Here is a 23,916-nt window from a genome sequence, read left to right as displayed (position 1 = left end):
CATCCACCCGATCTGTGATCCGGAGTCTGCATGCGTTCGTTCTGGTTGAGTCTCGTTGCCCTGCCGCTGCTTGCAGCCTGTGCCCAGCAGCCGACGGCGCCAGCGCGTCCTGCGGGCTCGCCTCCGACGCAGGCCAGGATCCCGCCGCAGGATTTTGCGCCCGGTCTGGTCGAAGAAACCTCTGAGGATGGCAAGAAGAAGCTGTTCAACGATCCTTCAGCGCCGCTCAACACACCGCTTTGTGGAGCAGCCCTTCAGGAACAGGCCCAGGCAGCCGGAGCCATCTATCCGCAGAGCCTGGCCAGCACGAGTTCCTGCCCGCGCAATGCCTGTTTCCAGCCGCTGACCGGGACCTATATTGCGGCAACCGGAGCCCAGAGCGTCTGCCGCTAAGGCACTCGCGGGGCTGACAGTCCCAAATAAAAAGGCCGGTCGGGACATCCCGACCGGCTTTTTTCATGCTCGAGGAATGCGCTGACGGATCAGCGCTTCCACCAGCCGACACGACGCTTCGGCGGTGCGACTTCGTCGATATTCACCGGCTGAAGGACGTTCCCGTCTTCGGTCGGGGCCTCGGCCGTCTTGGCCTTGGTGGTCCGACGGGTGCGGGTCCGCTTCGGCTTGGCGGCTTCCTCGGCAGCAGGCTCTGCCGGAGCAGCAGGAGCCGTTTCAGCGACAGGCTCGGTAACAGGAGCCTCTGCTGCGTCAGCCTTTGCCTTCGATGTGCGGCGTGTCCGCGTCCGGCGGGGCTTGGGAGCCTCTTCGGCTACGGGCTCTTCAGCAACCGGAGCAGGGATAGCTTCGGCCGCAGGAGCTTCGACAGCCGTCTCGGCGGGAGCAGCGTCCGCTTCCCTGGCGCGGGCGGGGCGACGGCCGCGACCACGGCGGGGCTTGGGAGCTTTTTCAGCAGCCGGTTCCTCGACGACAACGGTCGTTTCAAGAGCGGGCGTGTGCGCGATCTCGATTTCCGTCGGCGTGTTGATGCCGGTCTGGAGAGCCTGGGTCGTGCCCTCGAACTCCGCCTGTTCGATCACATCAAAAATGTCGAAGCTGCCACCGAACGGATCGGCTGGGGTCGGACCCGTGTAGCGACGCTGTGCCGGACGCTCCTCACGCTCTTCCCGACGACGCGGCGTGCGGTTCGCAGACGCTGGTGCAGTGCTGCGCTGGGGCGCCACATCCCGTGTCTCGGACACGGGTTCCGTAACGGTCGTGTCGGAGCCTTCGGTTTCCTTGACGATACGCTTGAAGCGGGTGCGACGACGGCCCGGAATGATGCCATTCTCGTCAGCCTGCTCCGGCGCAGGAGCCTCGCGGGTTTCGGAAACCGGAGCTGCCTGCTGCGTCTCCGCTGCCGACACGTCCCCGTTCTGCTCGCGACGGCCACCGCGACGGCGGCGACGACGACGGCGACGGCCACCATTGTTTTCCTCGTCGCCTTCGGAGGTCACGACGTCTTCGATGATTTCCGCATCGACAACCGGTGTTTCCGTCCGCAGGGCGACAGGAGCGGGAGCCTGCTCTTCGATGATCTCAATCGTGCGGACGTTCTCCGGCGCCCGCTCGATCTGACGCTCGGGTGCAGCGGTCTGTGCCTTCAGGCGCTCGATGCGCATGTCAGCCGCCGCCAAGTTCTCTTCCGTGCGGAAAACCACCTGCATGCGGTGATGGCGTTCGATGTCCGCCAGCCAGGAGCGCTTGTGATTGAGGATGTAGAGCGCGATATCCGAGCCCACATAGACTTCGATCTCGGCCGAACGCTGGCGTGCGCCTTCCTCGTCGATGGCGCGCAGGACGTGCAGGGCCGAGCTTTCCGTTCCACGGATAAAGCCGGTGCCCTGACAGTGTGGGCAGGGGGTGAGCACGGATTCCGCAATGGACGGACGCAGGCGCTGGCGGGACATTTCCAGCAGACCGAAATGGGAGATGTGTCCGACCTGGATGCGGGCGCGGTCGGAGCGCAGGGCTTCCTTGAGGCGCTTTTCCACCTGTCCGTTGTGACGGCGGCTTTCCATGTCGATGAAGTCGATCACGACCAGACCGGCCAGATCGCGCAGACGCAGCTGACGGGCGACTTCCTCGGCGGCTTCGAGGTTCGTGCGCAGGGCCGTTTCCTCGATGTTGCGCTGGGAGGTGGACTTGCCGGAGTTCACGTCAATGGCGACGAGGGCTTCGGTCTGGTTGATGACCAGATAGCCACCCGACGGCAGGCGCGCTGTCGGCGAGAACATCGCATCCAGATGGCCTTCGACATTGTAGCGTGCGAACAGGCTCTGGCCGCGGTTCTGCCAGAGCTTCACCTTGTTGGCGTTGCTCGGCATCAGCAGACGCATGAACTCGCGCGCGCTCTTCCAGGCTGCTTCGCCATCCACGAGGATGTCTTCGATGTCCTTGGAATACAGGTCACGGATGACGCGCTTGATGAGGCTTGCTTCTTCATAGACCAGCGTCGGCGCGACCGAGGACAGGGCGTGGGAGCGGATGTCGTCCCAGAGCTGCAGCAGATATTCGCAGTCGCGCGTCACTTCCGCGGCCGGACGGCCTGCACCGGCGGTGCGGACGATCATCGCCATGGATTTCGGCAGGTCCAGCTCCGCGATGATGTCGCGCAGGCGGCGACGATCGGAATCGGACGTGATCTTGCGCGAGACGCCACCGCCACGGAGGGCGTTGGGCATCAGAACACAGTAGCGGCCGGCCAGGGAAATGTAGGTGGTCAGGGCAGCGCCCTTGTTGCCACGCTCTTCCTTGACGACCTGCACCAGCAGCACCTGACGGCGGCGGATGACTTCCTGGATCTTGTAGTTGCGCAGGAAACGGGCCGTGCGGCGCGACGATGCGCTTTCCTCACCCGTATCGTGCTCGCCACCAACGGTTTCGGGCGCGCGACGGTCATGGTTGTCGCCGTCCTCGCTGTCCGTGGCCTCTTCGGAAACCGTTTCGGTCTCGCCATCATCGGAAGCATCACCGCGCTCGGCAATTTCCTCTTCCTGGAGCGCGATGAGCTTCTCGCGGTCTGCGACAGGGATCTGGAAATAGTCGGGGTGGATTTCGCTGAAGGCGAGGAAGCCGTGGCGATTGCCGCCATATTCGACGAAAGCGGCCTGAAGGCTTGGCTCTACGCGAATGACCTTGGCAAGATAGATATTGCCCTTGAGCTGCTTCTTGGTCGATGTCTCGACGTCGTAATCTTCGACGCGGTCACCATCCATGACCACAACACGCGTTTCTTCCGCGTGTGTGGTGTCGATGAGCATACGCTTGGTCATGGAAAACTGAACTCCACGACGCTCCGCAATGGCTGCCTTGGCCGGGGGGAGCGTCAGATTGTGTGGGGTGGAGGGAACGGCGCAGTCCGAACGCACAGCGGCGGGACACGTTGGGTCCCGTTCCGGTGAGGTTGCTGGCTGCGAGCACGTTGAGTGACATTCGTCCCCTGAACAGACGGCCGGTCCAGAGTCTGGAGCCGGATGAAAAACCTGATCCGGACGGGCGGCTGGCCTGTACCGGAATCCATAAGATCGCCAGTTCGGTCCGGTCAGGACAGGGTGCGGGGGGCTAGTCGCGCATCTGTCAAACGACGGGACGTCGTGGCGGAGAGACAGGGAAAGGCGGGAGCGGCACGGGAAAGGCTTGAGCCCGTGTCCGGTCGGACCGCACTTTACAGGTCCCTGTCACGCAGGATGACCGAAACCGCCCCCCGTGGCAAGCGCGGCGTTTTTCATTTGCCCGTGCGCTGTTTTCCGGACGCTTCATGCCATGTTCCTGACAGGGTTTTGTGCTGTATGATCGCCCCGTTATTCAACGCCGGACGCTGGGAACAAGGGATGCTGACGCGACGCACACTGGTAAGTGGCCTTTCGGGGCTGCCGTTGCTGACGCCCGTTGCGGCATTCGGGCGCCATCCGCTGCATAAGAAACTGTCTGCCCCCGCCGTGCATCGCGGGGCCGCACCTCCAAAGCCGCTCGTCATGCTGGATCCGGGTCACGGTGGGAAGGATCCGGGTGCGATCGGGATTTCTGGCACTTATGAAAAGCATATCTCGGAAGCCGCAGCCTCCGAACTCAGCCGCCAGCTTCTCGCATCAGGTCAGTACCGTGTCGCCATGACGCGCTCCGAAGACCGGTTCATCCCGCTGGAAGGGCGGGTTGAACTGGCCCAGCGGCATCAGGCGCATCTCTTTATCTCCATGCATGCCGATGCGCTGCATGACAGGGATGTGCGCGGGGCGAGCGTTTATACGCTGTCCAGCGGGGCTTCGGATGCGCAGACAGCCTCTCTGGCGCGCACGGAAAACAGTGCGGACCGCTTTGCCGGACCGGCCTTTCATGGGATGTCGCCGGATGTCCAGCAGATACTGGCCAGTCTTGTTTCCGAAGAGACGCGTCGTGGGTCCGCGCATATGGCGGCAAGCGTCGTCAATTCGTTCCGCAACAGGATCGGTCTGCTGACCCATCCGTCACGTCATGCGGCTTTCGTGGTTCTGAAATCCTCGGAGATCCCTTCGGTACTGGTGGAAATGGGGTTCATGTCCAACCGGCTGGACGAGGCAGCACTGCGTCAGTCCGTACATCGCACGCAGGTCACCAGCGCCATGAAAACGGCCATAGACCGTTATTTTGCCTCCCGTCCGGGCATCATGACCGGCTGACCTGACATTATCTGCAATGAAGGCTTCACGGTCATGCGGGTTGCGCATGACGAAAGAATTGGTCATTTAACGCAGCCATGACGTTTCTTTCGATCCTCTCGCTTCGACTTATCGGCCCCTGAACGCCTTTCCAAGGCGGACAGCGCTCCGTTGCGTTCAGGGGATGACAGACAAAAAACTTTCCTGAACCAGACGAGACGATCACAATCATGAGCTTCCACCATCCGTCCTTCGGCACGATCGCCGACGACCGCGTCATCATCTTCGACACCACGCTGCGCGACGGCGAGCAGTCCCCCGGCTTTTCGATGAACCTCGAAGAGAAGCTCCGCATGGCTCATGCGTTGAGCAATCTGGGCGTGGACGTGATTGAGGCCGGCTTCCCGGTGGCATCCGAAGGCGATTTCGAGAGTGTGCGTCGCATTGCCGAGGAAGTCCGTGGGTCGGTGATCTGTGGTCTGGCCCGCAGCGGTGGCAAGCGTGACATCGAATCCTGCGGTGAAGCGCTGAAAAAGGCCGAGCGTCCGCGGATCCACAACTTCATTTCCACCTCGCCGCTGCACATGAAGTACAAGCTGCGGATGGAGCCGGAGACGGTTCTGGAAATCATCGCATCGGGTAACCAGAAGGCACGCCAGTTCACGGATGACGTGGAATGGTCGGCTGAGGATGGCTCCCGCACCGAGCCCGATTTCCTGTGCCGCTGCGTGGAAATGGCGATCCGCAATGGCGCCAATACGATCAACATCCCCGATACGGTCGGCTTTGCCACGCCGGAAGAAATGCGCGCCATTTTCAGCATGCTGCGTGAGCGCGTGCCGGGTGCGGATCAGGTGATCTTCTCGACGCACAACCATAATGATCTGGGTCTCGGCGTTGCCAATACGCTGGCTGCGGTCGAAGGTGGTGCACGTCAGATCGAATGCACCATCAACGGCATCGGCGAACGTGCCGGCAATGCGGCGCTTGAAGAAATCGTCATGGCGCTGCGCACGCGTCACGACCAGTATGGCAAGACGACCGGCATCGAGACGACGAAGCTGCTGGGTATGTCCCGCATGCTGGCGACGATCACGGGCTTCGACGTTCAGCCGAATAAGGCGATCGTCGGCCGTAATGCGTTTGCGCATGAAAGTGGCATCCATCAGGATGGTATCCTGAAGAATGCCGCGACCTATGAGATCATGACGCCGGAAAGCGTGGGCTGGAACAAGACCTCCCTGGTCATGGGCAAGCATTCCGGCCGCGCGGCGTTCCGCGACAAGCTGGCGCAGCTCGGCTACCCGCCGCTGGAAGACGAGGCTCTGAACGCCGCTTTTGCGCGCTTCAAGGACCTGGCCGACAGCAAGAAGGTCGTGTTCGACGACGATATCCGCGCGCTTGTCGATGACGAGAGCCGCGACCATGAGCGCGTACATCTGATCGCGCTGGAACTGGCCTCCGGGACGAAGCAGAAGGCCCGTGCCAAGCTCGAAATCAGCGTTGATGGTGCCATCCAATATGCCGAAGTCAGCGGCAACGGTCCGGTCGATGCAGCTTTCCGCGCCATTGGCGAAGCATTCCCGCACACGGCCGAACTGGCGCTGTTCTCTGTGGCCAATGTCACCGAAGGCACGGATGCCCAGGCCCGCACGACAGTCCGTCTGCAGGAAAACGGCAAGCTCGTGGACGGGCAGGGTGCCGACGCCGATACGGTGGTTTCGGCTGTCCGCGCCTATATCCACGCTCTGAACAAGCTCCTGACCAAGCGTGAGCGGACGGAGCCGGAAGCGCTTTCCTGATCTGTCAGGGGCAGGATCCTTCAGGGAACAGACATGTAGAAATATTCTGCATGCCTGTTTTTTTGACATAGGCATTAATAACTAAAATATATAGTTTATATACGAAGTAGACAAACATAACACGATCAGTATGGTTCCCTTTCTGACCGAAACAAGGGACCGTCATGCCGCATTCATGGCTCTATACGCTTTCAGGACTGCTGGTGGGCTTCCTGGTCGGAATGACCGGTGTCGGCGGGGGCTCCCTGATGACACCGCTGCTGATCCTGCTGTTTGGCGTAAAACCCCAGTCTGCGGTGGGAACGGATCTGCTCTATGCCGCCATCACCAAGATCTTCGGCACGGCGCTCAATCGTCATCACGGTGTTGTACGGTGGAGGATCGTTCTTTTGCAGATGGCCGGCAGCCTCCCCGCCGGTTTGCTGTGTCTGGTCTTTCTGCATCATGTCGGTCCGAGTCCGTTCGTCTCGAAGCTGATTACCGAGGTGCTGGGCGTGGCGCTCCTGCTGACGGTGCCTGCCATCCTGTTCAAGCCACGGCTGCAGAAATGGTCCAGTGGAGCCGGGACACTGCGTCCGCAGACGGTCGACATCCTGACGGTCGCGCTGGGGGCGGTTCTGGGAACACTGGTGACACTGTCATCGGTGGGAGCGGGGGCCATCGGAATGGCGGCGCTGACCGTTCTTTTTCCCCGGGTCAGTACGCGGGAACTGGTGGCGACGGATATCGCGCATGCCGTGCCGTTGGCGCTGCTGGCCGGTGGTGGTCACTGGCTTCAGGGCGCGGTGGATACCGTTGTGCTGGTGGAACTGCTGATGGGGTCCATTCCCGGCATTCTGCTCGGCACGCTGCTGGCAGGACGCCTGCCAGAGAATGCCCAGAGATGGTTTCTGGGCATTCTTCTGGCAATCATCGGCCTGAGGATGGTCTGAACGGGACCATCCCGGCACTCAGGCCTCAGTAGCCGTAACCGCCCTGATAGTTCTGGGGCTGCGGCTGCTGATACCCGCCCTGCTGGGAATATCCGCTGTTAGGCGGATAGCCGTTGGGATATTGCGGCTGCTGGCAGTTGGTGTTGGGTGGGCACTGATACTGCGGCTGCATGTACTGGCCCTGCTGCTGCGGATAGGCCCCCTGCTGGTTTTGATAGTAACCCTGCTGCTGGCCGTTCGGGTAACCGCTCTGGTAACCCGGGCGGTTGGGCGTGGTCACCGCACCGGCGCCGGCACCGAGAACGCCACCGGCCAGGGCGCCGATTGCCGCACCGCGACCGCCGCCTGCAAGCGCGCCGATGGCCGCACCGGTTCCGCCGCCAAGAAGGCCGCCACCCAGTGCGCGTGAGCCAGGGTCATAATTCCCTTCACATCCACCCAGAGCCATGACTGTGGCGAATGCTCCGACCAGCGCTGTACCGCGCAGGGCAGAGTGGGAAAAAGCGGTCCTCATAGTCCGAATCCTTGATCGTCTCTAACGGAAGTGAGCGCTGCTTATAGCTCAATATCCGTTGCGTGGGCGGTTGGGCGTTGTCGCAGCCCCAACTGCCGCACCTGTACCGCCTCCGACAAGAGCGCCGATGGCCGCACCGCGACCGCCGCCTGCGAGCGCACCGATTGCCGCACCGCCACCTGCGCCGATCAGGGCGCCTGAACCGGCGCGGGCCCCACTGTCATACGGGCTGCCGCATCCGGCGAGAGCCACACCACAGAGAGTCAGAGCGGCCAGAAAACGGGGAGTTGTGAAGGTCTTCATGACAAAACATCCTGTTGAGCGTTCCGGAAACTGTGATGGCCGGAACGGTTTTGCGGATTTAGACAGACACAACGTGACAGAAGGGTGGCAGGATCAGGGCCCACGATTATTTTTTTCCATGTCCCCGGATGGGATCTGTACGATCCGTTAGGAAAGCGCGCATTATATTGCATTCCCGGGCCTTGCTGAACCTGCGTCGTCTGGTTAAGTCCACCCGCGGGGAACCGCCCCGCAATCACGATCCGCCATCTGTCCCCCGCACAGAGCCGCGCCAGGAGTTTTGGATGTTTTCTCGTCTGCTGGGTCTCATGTCTGCCGACATGGCCATCGACCTCGGCACTGCCAACACGCTCGTTTACGTCAAAGGTCGTGGTATTGTCCTCGATGAGCCCTCCGTTGTGGCGATCGCCGAAGTGCGTGGCAAGAAACAGGTTCTTGCAGTTGGTAACGAAGCCAAGCAGATGGTCGGACGCACGCCGGGAAACATCACCGCCATCCGTCCGCTGCGCGATGGTGTGATTGCGGATTTCGAAGTTGCGGAAGAAATGATCAAGCATTTCATCCGCAAGGTTCACAACCGTCGTGCCTTCGCCAGCCCGCAGATCATTATCTGCGTACCGTCGGGCGCTACGGCTGTTGAACGTCGCGCGATCCAGGAAAGTGCCGAGAGCGCGGGCGCACGCAAGGTGATGCTGATCGAGGAACCCATGGCGGCAGCCATCGGCGCGGGCCTTCCGGTCACGGAGCCTTCGGGCAGCATGATCGTGGATATCGGTGGCGGGACGACGGAAGTGGCCGTCATTTCGCTGGGTGGCATCGTCTATGCGCGTTCGGCGCGCGTGGGCGGGGACAAGATGGATGAAGCCATCATCTCCTATATCCGCAAGACCTATAACCTTCTGGTCGGTGAAAGCTCGGCAGAGCGCATCAAGATCGAACTCGGCTCGGCCATGATGCCAGATGATCCCGCAAATCCGGACGGCCCGCTGACGGAAATCAAAGGTCGTGACCTCATCAACGGCGTGCCGCGCGAAGTGGTCGTCAGCCAGGCCCAGATCGCCGAGAGCCTGGCCGAGCCTGTCATGCAGATCGTCGATGCCGTGACGACTGCGCTTGAAAACACGCCGCCCGAACTGGCCGCCGACATCGTGGACAAGGGCATCGTCCTGTCCGGTGGCGGCGCGCTGCTCTACCGTCTGGACGAAGTGCTGCGTCTGTACACGGGTCTCCCCGTGACGGTTGCGGAGAACGCCCTGTCCTGTGTGGCACTCGGAACGGGGCGGGCGCTTGAGGAAATGCGCCGTCTGCGCAGCGTTCTGAGCAGCATGTACTGAGGACTCGCTGACGCCGGATGCTGTCCATCCATGCCCGGCAGGTGCTTGCAAAGGCTGTCCTGCCCATCCTGATCCTGCTGGCGGTCGGGCTTGTCCTTCTGGGGCTTGTCCGTCGTCCGGCGGTTGACGGGGTGCGACTGATGGCAACGGATTTCATGGCCCCGGCCTATCATGGTCTGGTCTGGCCGCAGGAGCGGGCGAAGGTCTGGCTGACGGATCTGCGCGGTGCGACGGACCTGGCGAAGGAAAACGCCCGTCTGCGTGAAGAAAACCGCGCCCTGCGACACTGGTATGATGTTGCCGTGGCCCTTGCGGCAGAAAATGGCCGTCTCAAGAAAAGCCTGCGCTGGATCCCCGAGACGGTGCCCCAGTATGTGACCGGCCGTGTCACGCGTGACGATGGCGGGCCGTATTCACGCGCGGTCCTGCTGGATGTCGGAAGCGGACATGACGTTCGGATCGGGGATGTTGCGCTGGACGCCGCCGGACTGCTGGGACGTGTGACGGAAGTCGGGCCCCATACGGTCCGCGTCCTGATGATCAATGACGATGCCAGCCGTATCCCTGTTACACTGGCGACATCGCATGGCGATGCGATCATGGCGGGTGATGATACAGCGTCACCTCGCCTGATTTTCTATCCGCAGGACCATCATCCCGTCGAAGGCGAGCGTGTGGAAACCCGCGGCCAGAGCACGATGCCGGCCGGACTGCCGGTCGGCACAGTCCATTACAGCGCGCCGAACCGGCCGGTCGTGGTGCCGGATGCGGATCTGGACCGTCTGGATATCGTCCGCGTGTTCGATTACGGCGATGACGACTCGCAGGCGCCGGACGCACCGGGCCGTGTGCGCGTAAAGAAGCTGCCCCAGAACCCTATGACCGGGCCGCTGCCATTTTCATGGCTGCCCAATCTTCCGGACATGCCGGGCCGGGGAGGGCAATAAGCGTCATGGTTGCCGAGAACTCCACGCCGCATCTGCATTCCGCCGTCGAGCCGAAACAGACCTTCCGCCGGGCGCTCGACATGGCGGCGCGGGCGGCCATGCCGTCCCTGTTCATCATGTCTTCCGCAATCCTGCTCTCCGCACCGTTCGGTATTCCCGGACAGGCGCAGCTTCAGTTCGGGATTGCGATGTGCACGGTCTGGTTCTGGGCCTATAGTCGTCCGCGCTCCATGCCCCCTCTGGCGGTGTTTCTGTGCGGGCTGGTGGTGGAAATCTTCAGCTTCGGGCCGCCGGGAACTGTCCTGCTGTCGCTGCTGGTGATTTATGGTGTCTCGCATCACTGGCGCTATGGTCTGTCCCGTCTGGGCTTCATCGTGGGATGGCTGATTTTCAGCATTCTTGCCGTGCTTGCCTCGTTTTTTCAGTGGGCTCTCGTCTGTCTGCATGCGTTCGCACTTCTCTCTCCTGTCCCCGGCCTCTTTCAGGCGGCGCTGACAATCGGTATCTATCCCAGCCTGACCGCGCTGTTTGTCTGGGGACGTCGCACCTTCGCCAATCCCGATCAGGCCTGACAGCATCTTTCATGGTCCGCACATGGCGTGCGGAGCGGAAGGCTGTTCTCTTTTCCGGATCCTGAATTTCTGCCCTGATGTTTTCCCGAAATACTCCTTTCCGGTCGCGGATACGCCAGAAGCGTCAGGCTGAGCCTGTCCGCTCGGGGCGCGGTGTCTTCACGCGTCGTGCGCTGCTGGTCATGGCCGTGCAGGCGGGAGTTCTCGGCGTACTCGGGCGGCGGCTGTATAATCTGCAGGTCGTGGATGGCGGCCATCTGCGCCAGCTTGCAGAGCGCAACCGGACCAGCAAGCGCCTGCTCGCTCCGGCGCGTGGCACGATCCATGACCGTTTCGGCGTGGCGCTGGCAGACAACAAGGTGAGCTGGCGCGCGCTCCTGATGCCGGAAGAGACGACCGATATTCCGGCCGTTATCGAACGTTTTTCCCAGATCGTCCCGCTGGACGAGCATGACCGCGCCCGGATCGAGCGCGACCTGCGACACGTCCATAAATACGTTCCCGTCACGCTGCATGAGTTCCTGTCCTGGGACGACATGGCGCGTATCGAGCTCAATGCGCCGTCCCTGCCGGGCGTACTGGTCGATGTCGGATCGACACGGCTTTATCCGTTCAAGGATCTGACGGCCCATATCGTGGGCTATGTCGCGCCTCCCAATGAAGAGGACGTGGCGAAGGACACGACGCTTTCGCTGCCGGGCATGCGCGTCGGGCGTGCCGGGATCGAACAGACGCAGGAAGCCGTGCTGCGCGGTGAACCGGGCTCCGTGGAGATGGAAGTCAACGCGGTCGGTCGCGTCATTGGCGAGATCGATCGTGTGGAAGGCCAGCAGGGCGAAGATGTCCGCCTGACGCTGGATTCCGTCCTCCAGAAACAGGTGCTCAACCGCCTTGAAGATCGTGTCGCCAGTGCGGTGGTCATGGACTGCCGCAATGGCGAGGTGATGGCGATGGTCAGCACACCGTCCTTCGATCCGTCACTGTTTGATTCCGGCGTCAGTCACGCCCAGTGGAACGAATGGGCCAATGACCCGCGTACGCCGCTGGTGGACAAGGCGGTGTCCGGCCTCTATCCGCCCGGCTCCACTTTCAAGCCTGTCGTGGCCCTGGCCGCCCTGAAATCCGGTTCTGTCACCGCGCATGACCGCTTCAACTGCCCCGGATATTACGATCTGGGTGGCGTGCGCTTCCATTGCTGGAACCGCTGGGGACATGGCCTCATCAACATGCATGAGGGCCTGAAATATTCCTGCGACGTCTATTTCTATGAAGTGGCGCGCCGCTGTGGGATGGACCCGATCCAGGCCGTCGGTAATGCGATGGGGCTGGGTGTCAAACTGGACATTGAACTGCCGCATGTCCGCTCCGGCGTCATTCCTACTCCGGAATGGCGGCAGCGGCACGGATTTCACTGGAATGGCGGTGATACGGTCAATGCCGGTATCGGGCAGGGTTTCGTGCAGGTCACGCCACTCGCTCTTGCAACCTATGTCTCGCGTATCGCATCGGGCCGGGATGTGCAGCCGCATCTGTTGCGGGCGACCAACGATCAGCTTTCCCCGCTGGCGTCTCTGGATGAGGCGGCAAAGGTCGATCTGCCGCCCGATTATCTGGACGTCGTACGCGGTGGCATGTTCGCGGTCGTCAACGAGCCGCATGGCACGGCGCCGAAAGCCCGACTGGACCTTCCCGGTATCCAGATGGCCGGCAAGACAGGGTCCGCGCAGGTCCGTCGCGTATCCCGAGCATTGCGTGAGTCCGGGCATTTCAACTCCATGAACCTGCCCTGGGAATACCGCCCGCACGCGTTGTTCATCTGCTTTGCACCTTACGATAATCCGAAATATGCGGTTTCCGTCGTGGTAGAACATGGCAATGCCGGTGCGGACGAGGCAGCCCCGCTCGCCAAGCTCATCATGACCGACGCCCTGCTGCGTGATCCGGCAAGCGACGTCCGTCCGCCTGCACCCGTAGCGGCTCCGGCTAAGGAGCCTGCCGCAGAGGGTGCACAGCCTGCGGATACAGCGTCCACTTCGCCGCCGCAGCCCGCAGGGCAGGGACAGCCTGATCCGGGAGCGCCGCAATGAGACGCAACGGCCTGAACACATTCGGCTTCCTAAAATCCGACCGCCGGCTCCTTCGCGCGGAACCTGATTTCCGGCCCATGGCGCGGCTGCTTCAGGTCAACTGGCTCTATGTCCTGCTGGTCTGTCTGCTGGCAGGCGTGGGCTATATTGCGCTCTATTCGGCCGGTGGCGGGTCTGCCAAGCCGTTTGCCGGGCCGCAAATGGTGCGGTTCGGGTTCGGTCTGGTCATGATGATCGCGGTCTCGCTCGTCAGTCCGCGCATCCTGCGCATGGCGTCCGTGCCGATCTATCTGCTCTCGGTCACGCTGCTCACCCTCGTGCTGCGGATGGGGCATGTGGGGAAGGGGGCCGAGCGCTGGATCAATCTGGCGGGCATGCAGTTCCAGCCGTCCGAATTTGCCAAGATCGGCCTCGTCCTGATGCTGGCGACCTGGTTCCATCGCATCGGCAATGAGCGGATGGGCAATCCGCTGTGTCTGATCCCGCCAGCGCTGTTAACGCTGCTGCCGGTTTTGCTGGTGCTCAAGGAGCCCAATCTCGGAACCGCGACCATCATCGGCGTTATCGGGGCGACGATGTTCTTCGCGGCCGGGATGCGGCTGTGGCAGATCCTGCTGCTCGTGGCGCCGCTGCCGTTCATGGGCAAGCTGATCTACAGCCATCTGCACGATTACCAGAAGGCCCGGATCGATACGTTCCTGCACCCCGAGCATGACCCTTTGGGTGCAGGCTACAACATCATCCAGTCCAAGATCGCACTTGGCTCTGGCGGTATGTGGGGCGAGGGATACCTGCATGGCAGTCAGGGACAACTGAACTTCCTGCCGGAAAAACAGACGGACTTCATCTTCACCATGATCGGCGAAGAATGGGGCTTCGTCGGCGGGATCGCCGTCATCACGCTGCTGGGCACGCTCGTTATGGGCGGTATGCTCATTGCCATCCGCAGCCGCAACCAGTTCGGGCGGCTGCTGGGACTGGGCATTGCGATGGATTTCTTCCTGTACTGCGCTGTGAACCTGTCGATGGTCATGGGCGCCATCCCGGTGGGCGGCGTGCCGCTGCCGCTCATTTCCTACGGCGGTTCGGCCATGCTGACGATGATGTTCGGCTTTGGCCTGCTCATGTCGGCCTGGGTGCATCGCAATGAGCGTGATCCCGGCACGGAAGACGATGACGACGACTAGTCCTGAAGCAGGTCTGCCAGGTCGTTCTGCAAAGTGAAGGGCTGGGCAGCGGCCGCAGGTTCCAGAAGAGGCACGCCGCATGTCATCAGAAAATCCGCAATCCGGTCCAGTGTTTCCGGATCGCGCGTTGGATCATCCGCGCTGCCCTGAGGCACCCAGATCAGCGTCTCGTAACGCGCCCGCGTCAGCAGGACGCGATAGGTGTTCAGCCGCCATAGCGTTGCTTCTGCTGAGCTGACATTGGCCCATTTCGTGCCTGAAAAGCGGCGAGGCTGCCAGCGATCGCCTGATGGTGCACGGATCAGATCGCCGTCCCAGCACAGCCCCACAAAATCCAGTTCCAGTCCCTGAATGGCAAATTCCGTTGCGCAGGTTTCCAGCGCATCGGAGGCCCGGATATCCCGATCTGGAACCCAGCGGTTCAGGAACCATTGGGAGACAGCCTTGTCGTCCATATGTGGAACTTCACAGCCCAGCCCTTCGGCCCGCAGCCGCTTGGCCTTCGAACTTGCCACCAGTCCACAACGATAGGTCAGGCGCGAACGGTGTCGCAGCCCCGCACGCAGATCGTCCAGACTGCGTGTGAGACGGAACGGCAGATCCGTCTGCGCGGCCAGACGCCGGGCCGTCTCGACGTCTCCATTCAGAACGGCATTGACCCAGCGCGGTGCGGTTTCTTCGCGCAGGGAGCGGATGGCCACACCGAGATGCAGAAAACGCTGCCGCCCGGCTTCAAGTGTTGCGGGCAGATGCGTCAGATCCCCGGTTCCGATCACATCCGGAGCGGCTTCAACGCGCCATGCCGGGCGGCTCAGAAGAGCTTCGCCCCAGCAGGCCAGACCGCCTTCACCGTCATTGATTTCCTGCCCATGCCCGATCAGGCACAGAATGGCCGCGAACCCGTCATGCCGTCCCATGATGTCCAGCAGATGCGCAGGCTCGGATTCCGTCAGCTTCACATGCCGCGCCGCACTTTTGCGGACAGCCTGAGCCTGCGTCCAGCATCGCTGGGCTTCATCAATGACCATGACCTGTTCAGGCGGACATTCCGCTGGCCGCCCGACATAGTGATCGCGGAATTTCGTCAGGGACTGGATGGTGGACTCCATCTGCTGCTCCACGAGAGCACGCTTCTGCCCACGACTGACCGTATCGCGCGTCAGAGCTTCCCGCAGCACCGAAACAAGAGTGGGATTCCCAGTCAGGAATGTTGCACCCGTCCCGTCGCCCCCATCCGCAAAAGCCGCCTTCAGGCCACACAACGTCTTGCCCGCGCCGGGAATACCCGAGACGAAGACAATCACCTTGCGCCCTCCCGTCCAGGCTTTTTCCAGAATGCTGGCGATGCAGGCAGAGGTCTGCGTCAGGTTTGTCGCATCCGTACGGGCGGTGTGAATATCGGCAACGCTATGTGTGGCGTAAATCTGCCGAGCCGCTTCCACAATGCTTGGGACCGGATCGTAGGGAGCATGTTCCCATTGCGCAGGAACGAGTAGATTTTCGGTATGAGCCGTCTGCAGCGCCAGCGTGGTCAGGAGCGTTTTCAGCCCGGTTGCATTGACGCGCTGAACTTCTGTGACGCCCAAAGGCAGCAGAAGTGGCGTTGTCTGGGCGCGGGGCGGCGCATCCGTGGCAACCAGAACGGGAATGAGGGGATGAGCTCGGCTGGCGGCATGAAAATCCAGCAGGTCGAGCGCATAACCTTCCGTCTGGGAGAGGGCTGACGCATCGAAACTGGATGCGCCGATCTTGAATTCCAGAACGTAAATCGCGCCAGGCGACACCAGAACCGTGTCGATCCGTCCGCCAAGCCGCGGGATCGGGAACTCGAACAGAACCTGCCAGTCCTGTGCGTTGGGAATTGTAGGAAGGATATCGCGCAGAAGATCAATCTGCGCTTGCCAGGCACGAGCCTGCTGCGGCTCGCCCTGAAAGCGGTTCTGCACCACCTTGTGGGACAGGGCGGCGCAGAGCTGGTCCGGGGGAATGTGAAGGAACGTGGTGACGGATCCGGACCACCACGCTCCCATGGCTTCAGCCCTCGATCTGGCCGAAATCGGCGATCAGAGCCGTTGTCTCGCGGAAGCGGGACAGCAGCTTGAGGCGGTTGGCCCGCACTTCCGGTTCCGGTGCATTGACCGTCACGGCTTCGAAAAACCGGTCCAGTGTCGGGCGCAGGGCTGCAATGGCCTGCATCGCATCGGTGAAGCGCTCTTCCTTCAGGGCCGTCTCGATGGCAGGCACGGCCTGATCCAGACCTGCGGCCAAAGCGCGTTCTTCGTCCTGCGTATAGAGAGCCGGATCGGGCGCACCGGTATGCGGGCCGTCCTTCTTGTCCTCGATGCGCAGGATGTTGGCAGCGCGCTTGGCGGCGGCGAGCAGATTGCGCCCGTCTTCCGTCTGGATCATCTCCGACAGTGCCGAAGTCCGGGCCAGAAGCCGCACCAGATCGCCATCAAGACCACCGGCCAGCGTTGCGGCCAGCACGTCATGCCGCTCACCTTCGCTGCGAAGCTGCACGCGCAGACGTTCTGCAATGAAGTCCGGCAGCTTGGCCAGCTCGCCACCCGTCCGGCCGTTGGCGGCCTGTGCGAACAGTTCTGTCAGGTCCAGACGCAGCCCGTTGTCCCGGATCGTGCGGATGATGCCAAGTGCCGCGCGACGCAGCGCATACGGATCGCCCGAACCGCTCGGCAGTTCGCCAATGGCAAAGAACCCGGCCAGCAGGTCCAGACGGTCCGCAAGGGCAACCGCGACCGAAACCGGTGCCTTCGCGGTGTCGTCGGACTGACCGCGCGGCAGATAATGCTCCGTTACGGCGCGGGAGACGGCCTCCTCCTCGCCATCATGCGCCGCATAATAGCCGCCCATGATGCCTTGGAGTTCCGGGAACTCGCCGACCATCCCGGTCGTCAGATCTGCCTTTGCCAGCAGACCTGCGCGCTCGGCCTGAGTGATCTGTGCGCCATCAAATCCCATGGCCTGCGCCACGGTGCCAGCAAGCTTCGAGATCCGCTCGGCGCGTTCGGCCTGCGTGCCGAGCTTTGCATGGAACGTCACCGCCGCCAGCGCCGGAACGCGGTCGGCCAGTTTCGTCTTGCGGTCCAGATCCCAGAAATGTCGCGCATCGGCAAAACGGGCGCGGAGCACACGCTCATTGCCCGCCGTGGTCAGCTTGCCGCCATCCTTGAACGGCAGATTTCCGACAAATGCGAAATAGGGCGCGGCCTTGCCGTCCGGATTGCGCAGGGCGAAATAGCGCTGGTTGATCCGCATGGAGACCTGCATCACTTCGGCAGGCAGATCCATGAATGCCGCGTCGATCTTACCCAGAAGCGGGACGGGATATTCGACCAGTCCGCAGACTTCATCGACCAGCCCATCATCCTGCACGACCGTAATCCCATGCTGGTCCGCCAGACGCGTCACACCAGTGCGCACCATGTCGCGGCGGCTGTCCATGTCCACGATGACCGAGCGCGTCTCAAGCTCTTCCTGCCACTGTTGCCCGGACAGGATCTCGAACGGACCCGGTGCCAGAAAGCGATGGCCTTCGGAGAGGTTGGACGCCTTCAGTCCATGTGCGTCGTCCCCTTCGCGGGCGAGGGCGAACGGCACGACATGCCCGTCCAGCAGGCAGACAATCCGGCGCAGCGGCCGCACCCAGGTGAAGTTCGAGCCCGCACCCCAGCGCATGGATTTCGGCCAGGGGAACTTCCACAGAAGCTCGGGCAAGGCCTCGGCCACGCGGCTTTCCGCGCTCACCGGATCGAGCGATTTGTTCAGAACCCAGAAACCGTTTTCCAGCGTCAGCTCATCGGGTGTCACACCATGCTTACGCGTAAATCCGGCCAGAGCCTTCTCGGGCGCACCTTCACGCGGGCCACGCTCGGACACGCTGCGGGCCGGGATTTCGGCATCGACGGTCAGGATCGTCGCAATGCGACGGGCACCGAAGAACGTGCGCAGATCACGCGGGTTCAGGCCGTCCAGTGCCTTCGTCAGCAGCGAACCCAGATCATCGGCCGCGCGGGCCTGCATGCCGGAGGGGATTTCCTCGCTGAACAGTTCGATAAAGAGTTCAGCCATGGGACGTCTCCTCCTCACCGGCGAGCCAGGCTTCGCAGGCGGCTTTGGCAAGCGCTCGGACGCGCCCGATATAGGATGCGCGCTCGGACACGGAGATCACGCCCCGCGCATCCAGCAGATTGAACAGATGCGAGGCCTTGAGGCACTGGTCATAGGCGGGCTGGGCCACGCCGGCCTCGGCGAGGCGCATGGACTCACGCTCGGCATCGTTGAAATGGGTCAGCAGCATCTGCGTGTTGGCGAGCTCAAAATTATGGCGCGAATAGTCCCGCTCGGCGCGCAGGAAAACGTCGCCATAGGTCAGGCCCTTGCCGTTGAAATCGAGGTCGTAGACATTCTCGACGCCTTGGACATACATCGCCAGACGCTCGAGCCCGTAGGTCAGCTCCGTGGACGGCATGACGGTCGGAATGCCGCCAACCTGCTGGAAGTAGGTGAACTGCGAAACTTCCATCCCGTCACACCAGACTTCCCAGCCCAGTCCCCAAGCGCCGATGGTCGGGTTTTCCCAGTCATCCTCGACGAATTGGATATCGTGCAGTTCCGGATCGATCCCAATGGCGCGGTAGCTGTCGAGCAGCAACTGCTGGCTGTCTTCCGGCGTTGGCTTGAGCAGCACCTGATACTGGTAATAGTGCTGAAGGCGGTTCGGGTTTTCACCGTAACGGCCATCAGACGGCCGGCGGCAGGGCTGCACATAGGCGGCGGCCCAGGGCTTGGGGCCGAGCGCGCGGAGCGTGGTGTGAGGGGAGAGCGTGCCTGCTCCGAGTTCGGTATCGTAAGGCTGCAGGATGGCGCAGCCCTTCTCGGACCAGAATTGATGAAGGCGCAGGATCAGGTCCTGAAAGCAGAGCGGCCGGGTCGCAGACAATTCGATAGGCTCCGGTTGGCAGAAATCGGGCGCCACCTTACAGGCACAGGCCCTTAACCGGAAGGGAGCGTCATTTCGCCGATCTTGTAGACTGGGCGCGAGTGCATCATATGATTGACGCTCTGCAATTTCTTCATCTGGAAGGATGATGACGATGAACAACGAAGAACGCGATCTGATCGCCCGTTTCGTCGCCCGTGTCGGGGGAGGGCCGCAGGTCACGGGGCCTGGACAGCCACCGGCCGCGCCCCTGCCGCCGATCGACCCTGAAGCGGACCGCTTCATCGCCGAGAACTTCCAGAAATATCCGGAAGCCCGCTATCGCATCACCCAGATGGCCGTAGTGCAGGAAGCCGCGCTCGCGCAGGCGCAGAACCGCATCCGCCAGCTCGAGTTCCAGCTCCAGCAGGCCCAGCAGCAGCTTGCACAGGTGCAGCAGTCGGGCGGCTCCAAGCCGGGACTGTTCGGTGGCCTGTTTGGCGGCGGCAACCGTCCGCAGCAGTCGGCACCGCCGCCGGGCTGGGGTTCGCAGGCCGCTCCCCCGCCGAACTTCATGCCGCAGCAGCAATATGCCTATCCGCCGGGTTATCAGCCGGGCATGTTCCAGCGTGGCGGTTCGGGCTTCCTTGGCTCGGCCCTGACGACGGCCGCAGGTGTGGCTGGTGGTATGATGGCCGCCAATGCGCTTGAGGGCCTGTTCTCCGATCATCACGGTGCTGGTGGTGATGCTGCTGGTGGCTGGGGTGCAGGTGGCGACACCATCATCAACAACTATGGCGGTGATGCCTCGGCTTCCGATCCGTTCGGCGGTGCCGGGACCGATGCCGGCAGCTTCTCCGATTCCGATTTTGGCGGCGGCGGTGATGCCGGCGGCGGCGGAGATTTCGGTGGTGGCGATGGCGGTGGCGGCGGATTCGACGACATGTTCTGATCCCGCCTTCGTCAGACAGGCACTTTTCAAAGCCCGTCCGGACCCTATGTCCGGGCGGGTTTTTTGATGTTTGCCAACCTAGCGGCCTATGCTGCGTTCGCTTTCATGACTGTCCCCATTTCCCAGCCGGGAGGCCATATCCGATGTCCCAATCCGCCCCGACCGCCGATTTCCGCGACCTCTCCGCTTTCGACGCGCTCGAAGATGGGAAGATCACGCCCTTTTCCCTGGATGGGACACCGGTGGTCGTCATCCGGGATGGCGACAGCGTGCATGCCCTTGCCGGCAAATGCCCGCACAAGGAAGCGCCGCTGGAACAGGGAGCGTTCTGCCGGACGGAGAAGGGGAGCGTGTTGGTCTGCCCCTGGCACAAGGCCGTTTTCGATGCGGTGGATGGCAGTCTTGTCGAGCCGCTGGCGCTCGATCCCCTGCCGCAATATCCCGTTCAGGTTGTTGATGGCCGCGTGCTGGTCGGACTCAGGCCGATGCAGCGTGAGACACCGGAAAAGCGACAGGAAAACGAGAGCGTCCTGCTCCTCGGCGCCGGGGCTGCGGCGGTCAGTGCGGCGGTGACGCTCCGGGCGGAAGGATTTGCGGGCACCATTACGATGGTGAGCGAGGAAAAGGATCTTCCTTATGACCGCACGGCTCTGAGCAAGACTGTTCTCGTCAGCGAATCCGAAAAGGCCCATGCGCCGCCGGTGCGGGACGAGGAGTTCTACAGTGAACGCGGCATTACCCGTGTCCGCGGGCATGTGGCGCAGTTCGATCCGCAGACGCGCAAGGCTAAATTACAGGACGGAACGGAGCTGACGGCCGACCATGTCCTGATCGCCACGGGTGCTGTTACCAGAAAGCCGGATATTCCCGGTGTGGACATGAAGGGCGTTTATACGCTGCACCGGGAAGCGGATGCCGAGCGTATTGCCGCCATTCTGGACCCCAACCTGGCCGTCACGATCGTGGGCTCAGGCTTTATAGGGCTTGAAGCGGCCTCCTCCCTGCGCCAGCGCGGGGTCGGGGTAACCATCATTTCCGATACCGAAATCCCGATGGAAAAGCAGTTCGGTCGCGAAATCGGGATCCGTCTGCGCCAGTTGCATGAAGAAAACGGCGTGGCGTTCGTCTCGGATGCGCGGGTCACGAAAATCTATGCCGATGACGGCAAGGACGGAACGGCATCCGGCGTGGAACTGGATGACGGGACGCGCCTGCCTGCCGCGTTCGTGCTTCTGGGCGTGGGTGTCACCCCGGCCACGGATTACGTCTCAGGTCTGGAGCGCGACAAGAGCGGTGCGATTGTCGTGAATTCCCAGATGCGCGTGACCAGAGACGGCGATACGGGCGGTTATCCGGGCGTGTATGCGGCCGGGGATGCTTCGGCCGTTTTCCATGATGGCGCCCCACGGCGAATCGAGCACTGGCGCCATGCCGAGGTGCAGGGACGGATCGCGGCCCTCGCCATGATGGGACATGACACGCCCAATGTGCCGATGCCGTGGTTCTGGACGCAGCAGTTCGGCAAGAAGATCGAGCTTCTGGGCTGGGGGAAAACTTCGATAACGTGGCGCTGGAAGGCGATATCCGCGGTTTCAAGTTCCTTGCCACATACATGAAGGATGGCAGCCCCATCGCACTGGCCGGGGCAGGGCATGCCGCCGATATGGCGCGGGCTGCGGTCGATTTCGATGGTTTCCTGAAGGAAAAGGCCGGAAGCGGGCTCTGAAGTCGCAGAAAACTTGACATGAGAGGGCCGTCCCGGCTTCCTGCGCCCACTTATCCGCACAGGACGTTGAAGAGGCCCGACATGCATCCATACCGCACCCATGACTGTAGCGCCCTGCGCGAGGAAAACGCCGGGCAGATTGTCCGCCTTTCCGGCTGGGTGCACAGCAAGCGCGATCATGGCGGCCTGCTGTTCATCGACCTGCGCGACCATTACGGTGTGACGCAGATCGTCATTCCCGCTGGCACGGACCTGCTGGAAAAGGCCGAGCGTCTGCGCGTCGAGAGCGTCATCACTGTGACCGGCAAGGTCGTGGTCCGTCATGGCTCCCAGCGCAACCCGAACCTGCCGACCGGTGATGTCGAAGTTCTGGCTGACGCTCTTGAGGTCCGCTCCAGCGCCGAAGTCCTGCCGTTCCAGGTGGCGGGCAACGAGAACTATCCCGAAGACCTGCGTCTGAAGTACCGCTACATCGACCTGCGCCGCGACAAGATGCACCAGAACATCATGCTCCGCAGCAAGGTCATCACGAGCCTGCGCCAGCGCATGATCGAGCAGGGCTTCACCGAGTTCCAGACCCCGATCCTGACGGCCTCGTCCCCCGAAGGTGCGCGTGACTTCCTCGTCCCGGCGCGTCTGCATCCGGGCAAGTTCTACGCCCTGCCGCAGGCCCCGCAGCAGTTCAAGCAGCTCGCCATGGTCGCCGGTTTCGACCGCTACTTCCAGATCGCACCCTGCTTCCGTGACGAAGCCTCCCGTGCCGACCGCAGCCCGGGCGAGTTCTATCAGCTCGATTTCGAGATGTCCTTCGTCACGCAGGAAGACGTCTTCACCGTGCTCGAGCCCGTCCTCGCCGGCGTGTTCAACGAGTTCACGCCCGAAGGCTGGAAGATCACGGATGGCGCATTCCCGCGCATTCCCTATGCCGACGCCATGCGCGACTACGGCTCCGACAAGCCGGACCTGCGTAATCCGCTGATCATCAAGGACGTCACGGACGCATTCCGCGATTCCGGTTTCGGCCTGTTCGCCAAGATCGCAGCCTCCGGTGGCCAGATCCGTGCCATCCCGGCTCCGGGTGCGGGTGATCGTCCGCGTGGTTTCTTCGACAAGCTGAACAGCTGGGCCCGTGAAAACGGTGCCGGTGGTCTGGGCTACATCATCTTCGAGGAAGAGGGCGGCAAGGGCCCGATTGCCAAGAACCTCGAAGCCGATCGCGTCGAGAGCATCCGTGAAATCTGCGGCCTCAAGGCCGGGGATGCCGTGTTCTTCGCCGCAGGCAAGGGTGATGAAGTCGCCAAGTTCTCCGGCGTTGTCCGCACCAAGGTCGCAACCGAGCTGGACCTGATCGAGAAGAACGCCTTCCGTTTCTGCTGGGTCGTGGACTTCCCGATGTATGAGCTGAACGAGGAAACCGGGAAGGTCGATTTCTCGCACAACCCGTTCTCCATGCCGCAGGGTGGCCTTGAAGCGCTGAACACGCAGGATCCGCTGACGATCAACGCCTATCAGTACGACATCGTCTGCAATGGCGTGGAGCTGTCCTCGGGCGCCATCCGGAACCATCTGCCGGATGTCATGCTGCGCGCCTTCGAGATCGCAGGCTACGGCCCCGAGGTCGTCGAAGAGCGTTTCGGCGGCATGCTGAATGCCTTCCGTTACGGCGCCCCGCCGCATGGTGGTGCAGCGCCGGGCGTGGACCGTATCGTGATGCTGCTGGCCGATGAGCCAAATATCCGCGAAGTCATTCTCTTCCCGCTCAACCAGAGCGGCGAGGACCTGATGATGGAAGCACCGGCACCGGTCGAACCGGCCCGTCTGAAAGAGCTACATTTGGCTCTGGACCTGCCGAAGCCCAAGCCGACCGCCAGCAAGTAATTCCTTTCATTTCCCTGCCAGACCGGCGTCTTCAATTCCGAAGACGCCGGTTTTTTTTGTCCGGTACTGAAACACTTCGTCATTCCTGCGTTGTGAGGGAAAGTTCTCTAGC

Annotated in this window: 18 protein-coding genes; 12 read left to right on the top strand and 6 right to left on the bottom strand. The window is 62.3% G+C overall.

What is annotated here, in order from left to right; all coding sequences use genetic code 11:
* Positions 1 to 30: 30 nt before the first annotated feature.
* Positions 31 to 393 (top strand): hypothetical protein, encoded by a 363-nt coding sequence (locus ACJ2A4_RS04610; protein ID WP_194258496.1) that lies wholly within the window; start codon positions 31 to 33, stop codon positions 391 to 393.
* An 89-nt stretch (positions 394 to 482) separates the two neighbouring features.
* Here the strand turns inward: ACJ2A4_RS04610 and ACJ2A4_RS04605 are convergent, their stop codons facing one another.
* Entirely contained in the window at positions 483 to 3,269 is a 2,787-nt protein-coding gene (locus tag ACJ2A4_RS04605; protein WP_408873796.1) for a ribonuclease E/G, read from the bottom strand.
* Between the two features lie 558 nt (positions 3,270 to 3,827).
* On the opposite strand from ACJ2A4_RS04605, the gene ACJ2A4_RS04600 reads away from it, so the two are divergent.
* The 3 genes from ACJ2A4_RS04600 to ACJ2A4_RS04590 all read left to right on the top strand — a co-directional run bounded on the left by ACJ2A4_RS04600 (position 3,828) and on the right by ACJ2A4_RS04590 (position 7,365).
* A complete protein-coding gene (locus ACJ2A4_RS04600) occupies positions 3,828 to 4,652 on the top strand; it encodes an N-acetylmuramoyl-L-alanine amidase (RefSeq protein WP_408873795.1) in 825 nt (274 codons plus the stop codon).
* 209 nt (positions 4,653 to 4,861) lie between these two features.
* Positions 4,862 to 6,433 (top strand): 2-isopropylmalate synthase, encoded by a 1,572-nt coding sequence (locus ACJ2A4_RS04595; protein ID WP_408873794.1) that lies wholly within the window; start codon positions 4,862 to 4,864, stop codon positions 6,431 to 6,433.
* Between the two features lie 164 nt (positions 6,434 to 6,597).
* Positions 6,598 to 7,365, top strand: coding sequence for a sulfite exporter TauE/SafE family protein (locus ACJ2A4_RS04590; RefSeq protein WP_408873793.1), 768 nt, complete (start codon positions 6,598 to 6,600; stop codon positions 7,363 to 7,365).
* 25 nt (positions 7,366 to 7,390) lie between these two features.
* On the opposite strand, the gene ACJ2A4_RS04585 is transcribed toward ACJ2A4_RS04590, so the two are convergent.
* Positions 7,391 to 7,879, bottom strand: coding sequence for a hypothetical protein (locus ACJ2A4_RS04585; protein WP_062508606.1), 489 nt, complete (start codon positions 7,877 to 7,879; stop codon positions 7,391 to 7,393).
* A gap of 48 nt (positions 7,880 to 7,927) precedes the next feature.
* Complete coding sequence (locus ACJ2A4_RS04580) at positions 7,928 to 8,182, bottom strand: YMGG-like glycine zipper-containing protein (RefSeq protein WP_194258502.1); 255 nt, start codon at positions 8,180 to 8,182, stop codon at positions 7,928 to 7,930.
* Between the two features lie 284 nt (positions 8,183 to 8,466).
* Between ACJ2A4_RS04580 and ACJ2A4_RS04575 the strand changes: the two genes are divergently transcribed.
* The 5 genes from ACJ2A4_RS04575 to rodA all read left to right on the top strand — a co-directional run bounded on the left by ACJ2A4_RS04575 (position 8,467) and on the right by rodA (position 14,309).
* Positions 8,467 to 9,516 (top strand): rod shape-determining protein, encoded by a 1,050-nt coding sequence (locus ACJ2A4_RS04575; protein ID WP_062033912.1) that lies wholly within the window; start codon positions 8,467 to 8,469, stop codon positions 9,514 to 9,516.
* A 17-nt stretch (positions 9,517 to 9,533) separates the two neighbouring features.
* Complete coding sequence (gene mreC, locus ACJ2A4_RS04570; RefSeq protein ID WP_408873792.1) at positions 9,534 to 10,463, top strand: rod shape-determining protein MreC; 930 nt, start codon at positions 9,534 to 9,536, stop codon at positions 10,461 to 10,463.
* 5 nt (positions 10,464 to 10,468) lie between these two features.
* Entirely contained in the window at positions 10,469 to 11,035 is a 567-nt protein-coding gene (locus ACJ2A4_RS04565; RefSeq protein WP_408873791.1) for a hypothetical protein, read from the top strand.
* Positions 11,036 to 11,112: 77 nt separating this feature from the next.
* On the top strand, positions 11,113 to 13,122 hold the full coding sequence (mrdA, locus tag ACJ2A4_RS04560) for a penicillin-binding protein 2 (protein ID WP_408873790.1): 2,010 nt from the start codon (positions 11,113 to 11,115) through the stop codon (positions 13,120 to 13,122).
* Positions 13,119 to 14,309, top strand: coding sequence for a rod shape-determining protein RodA (gene rodA / locus ACJ2A4_RS04555; protein WP_408873789.1), 1,191 nt, complete (start codon positions 13,119 to 13,121; stop codon positions 14,307 to 14,309). Before mrdA ends, rodA begins: the two co-directional genes overlap by 4 nt.
* Here rodA and ACJ2A4_RS04550 read toward each other — a convergent pair.
* The 3 genes from ACJ2A4_RS04550 to ACJ2A4_RS04540 are packed head-to-tail and all read right to left on the bottom strand — an operon-like array spanning position 14,306 to position 19,269.
* A complete protein-coding gene (locus ACJ2A4_RS04550) occupies positions 14,306 to 16,339 on the bottom strand; it encodes a DUF2075 domain-containing protein (RefSeq protein ID WP_408873788.1) in 2,034 nt (677 codons plus the stop codon). The genes rodA and ACJ2A4_RS04550 overlap by 4 nt on opposite strands.
* Before the next feature lie 4 nt (positions 16,340 to 16,343).
* A complete protein-coding gene (gene glyS, locus ACJ2A4_RS04545; RefSeq protein WP_408873787.1) occupies positions 16,344 to 18,398 on the bottom strand; it encodes a glycine--tRNA ligase subunit beta in 2,055 nt (684 codons plus the stop codon).
* Positions 18,391 to 19,269 carry a glycine--tRNA ligase subunit alpha gene (locus ACJ2A4_RS04540; RefSeq protein ID WP_408873786.1) on the bottom strand — a complete coding sequence of 293 codons (879 nt, stop codon included), beginning with the start codon at positions 19,267 to 19,269 and terminating at the stop codon, positions 18,391 to 18,393. The genes glyS and ACJ2A4_RS04540 overlap by 8 nt, the downstream gene beginning before the upstream one ends.
* 154 nt (positions 19,270 to 19,423) lie before the next feature.
* Between ACJ2A4_RS04540 and ACJ2A4_RS04535 the strand changes: the two genes are divergently transcribed.
* From ACJ2A4_RS04535 to aspS, 3 genes are all read left to right on the top strand, one after another.
* Positions 19,424 to 20,200: a DUF2076 domain-containing protein gene (locus ACJ2A4_RS04535; protein ID WP_408873785.1), complete on the top strand. Its 777-nt coding sequence runs from the start codon at positions 19,424 to 19,426 to the stop codon at positions 20,198 to 20,200.
* Between the two features lie 143 nt (positions 20,201 to 20,343).
* The gene (locus ACJ2A4_RS04530; protein WP_408873784.1) at positions 20,344 to 21,816 is read left to right on the top strand and encodes an FAD-dependent oxidoreductase; all 1,473 of its coding nucleotides are present in this window, start codon (positions 20,344 to 20,346) and stop codon (positions 21,814 to 21,816) included.
* 191 nt (positions 21,817 to 22,007) lie between these two features.
* A complete protein-coding gene (gene aspS, locus ACJ2A4_RS04525) occupies positions 22,008 to 23,804 on the top strand; it encodes an aspartate--tRNA ligase (RefSeq protein ID WP_408873783.1) in 1,797 nt (598 codons plus the stop codon).
* The last annotated feature ends 112 nt before the right edge of the window (positions 23,805 to 23,916 follow it).

This window comes from Gluconobacter roseus (genome assembly GCF_046058915.1).
In the GTDB taxonomy this organism is placed as follows: Bacteria; Pseudomonadota; Alphaproteobacteria; order Acetobacterales; family Acetobacteraceae; genus Gluconobacter; species Gluconobacter roseus_A.
This window is presented reverse-complemented; position numbering and strand designations above follow the sequence as displayed.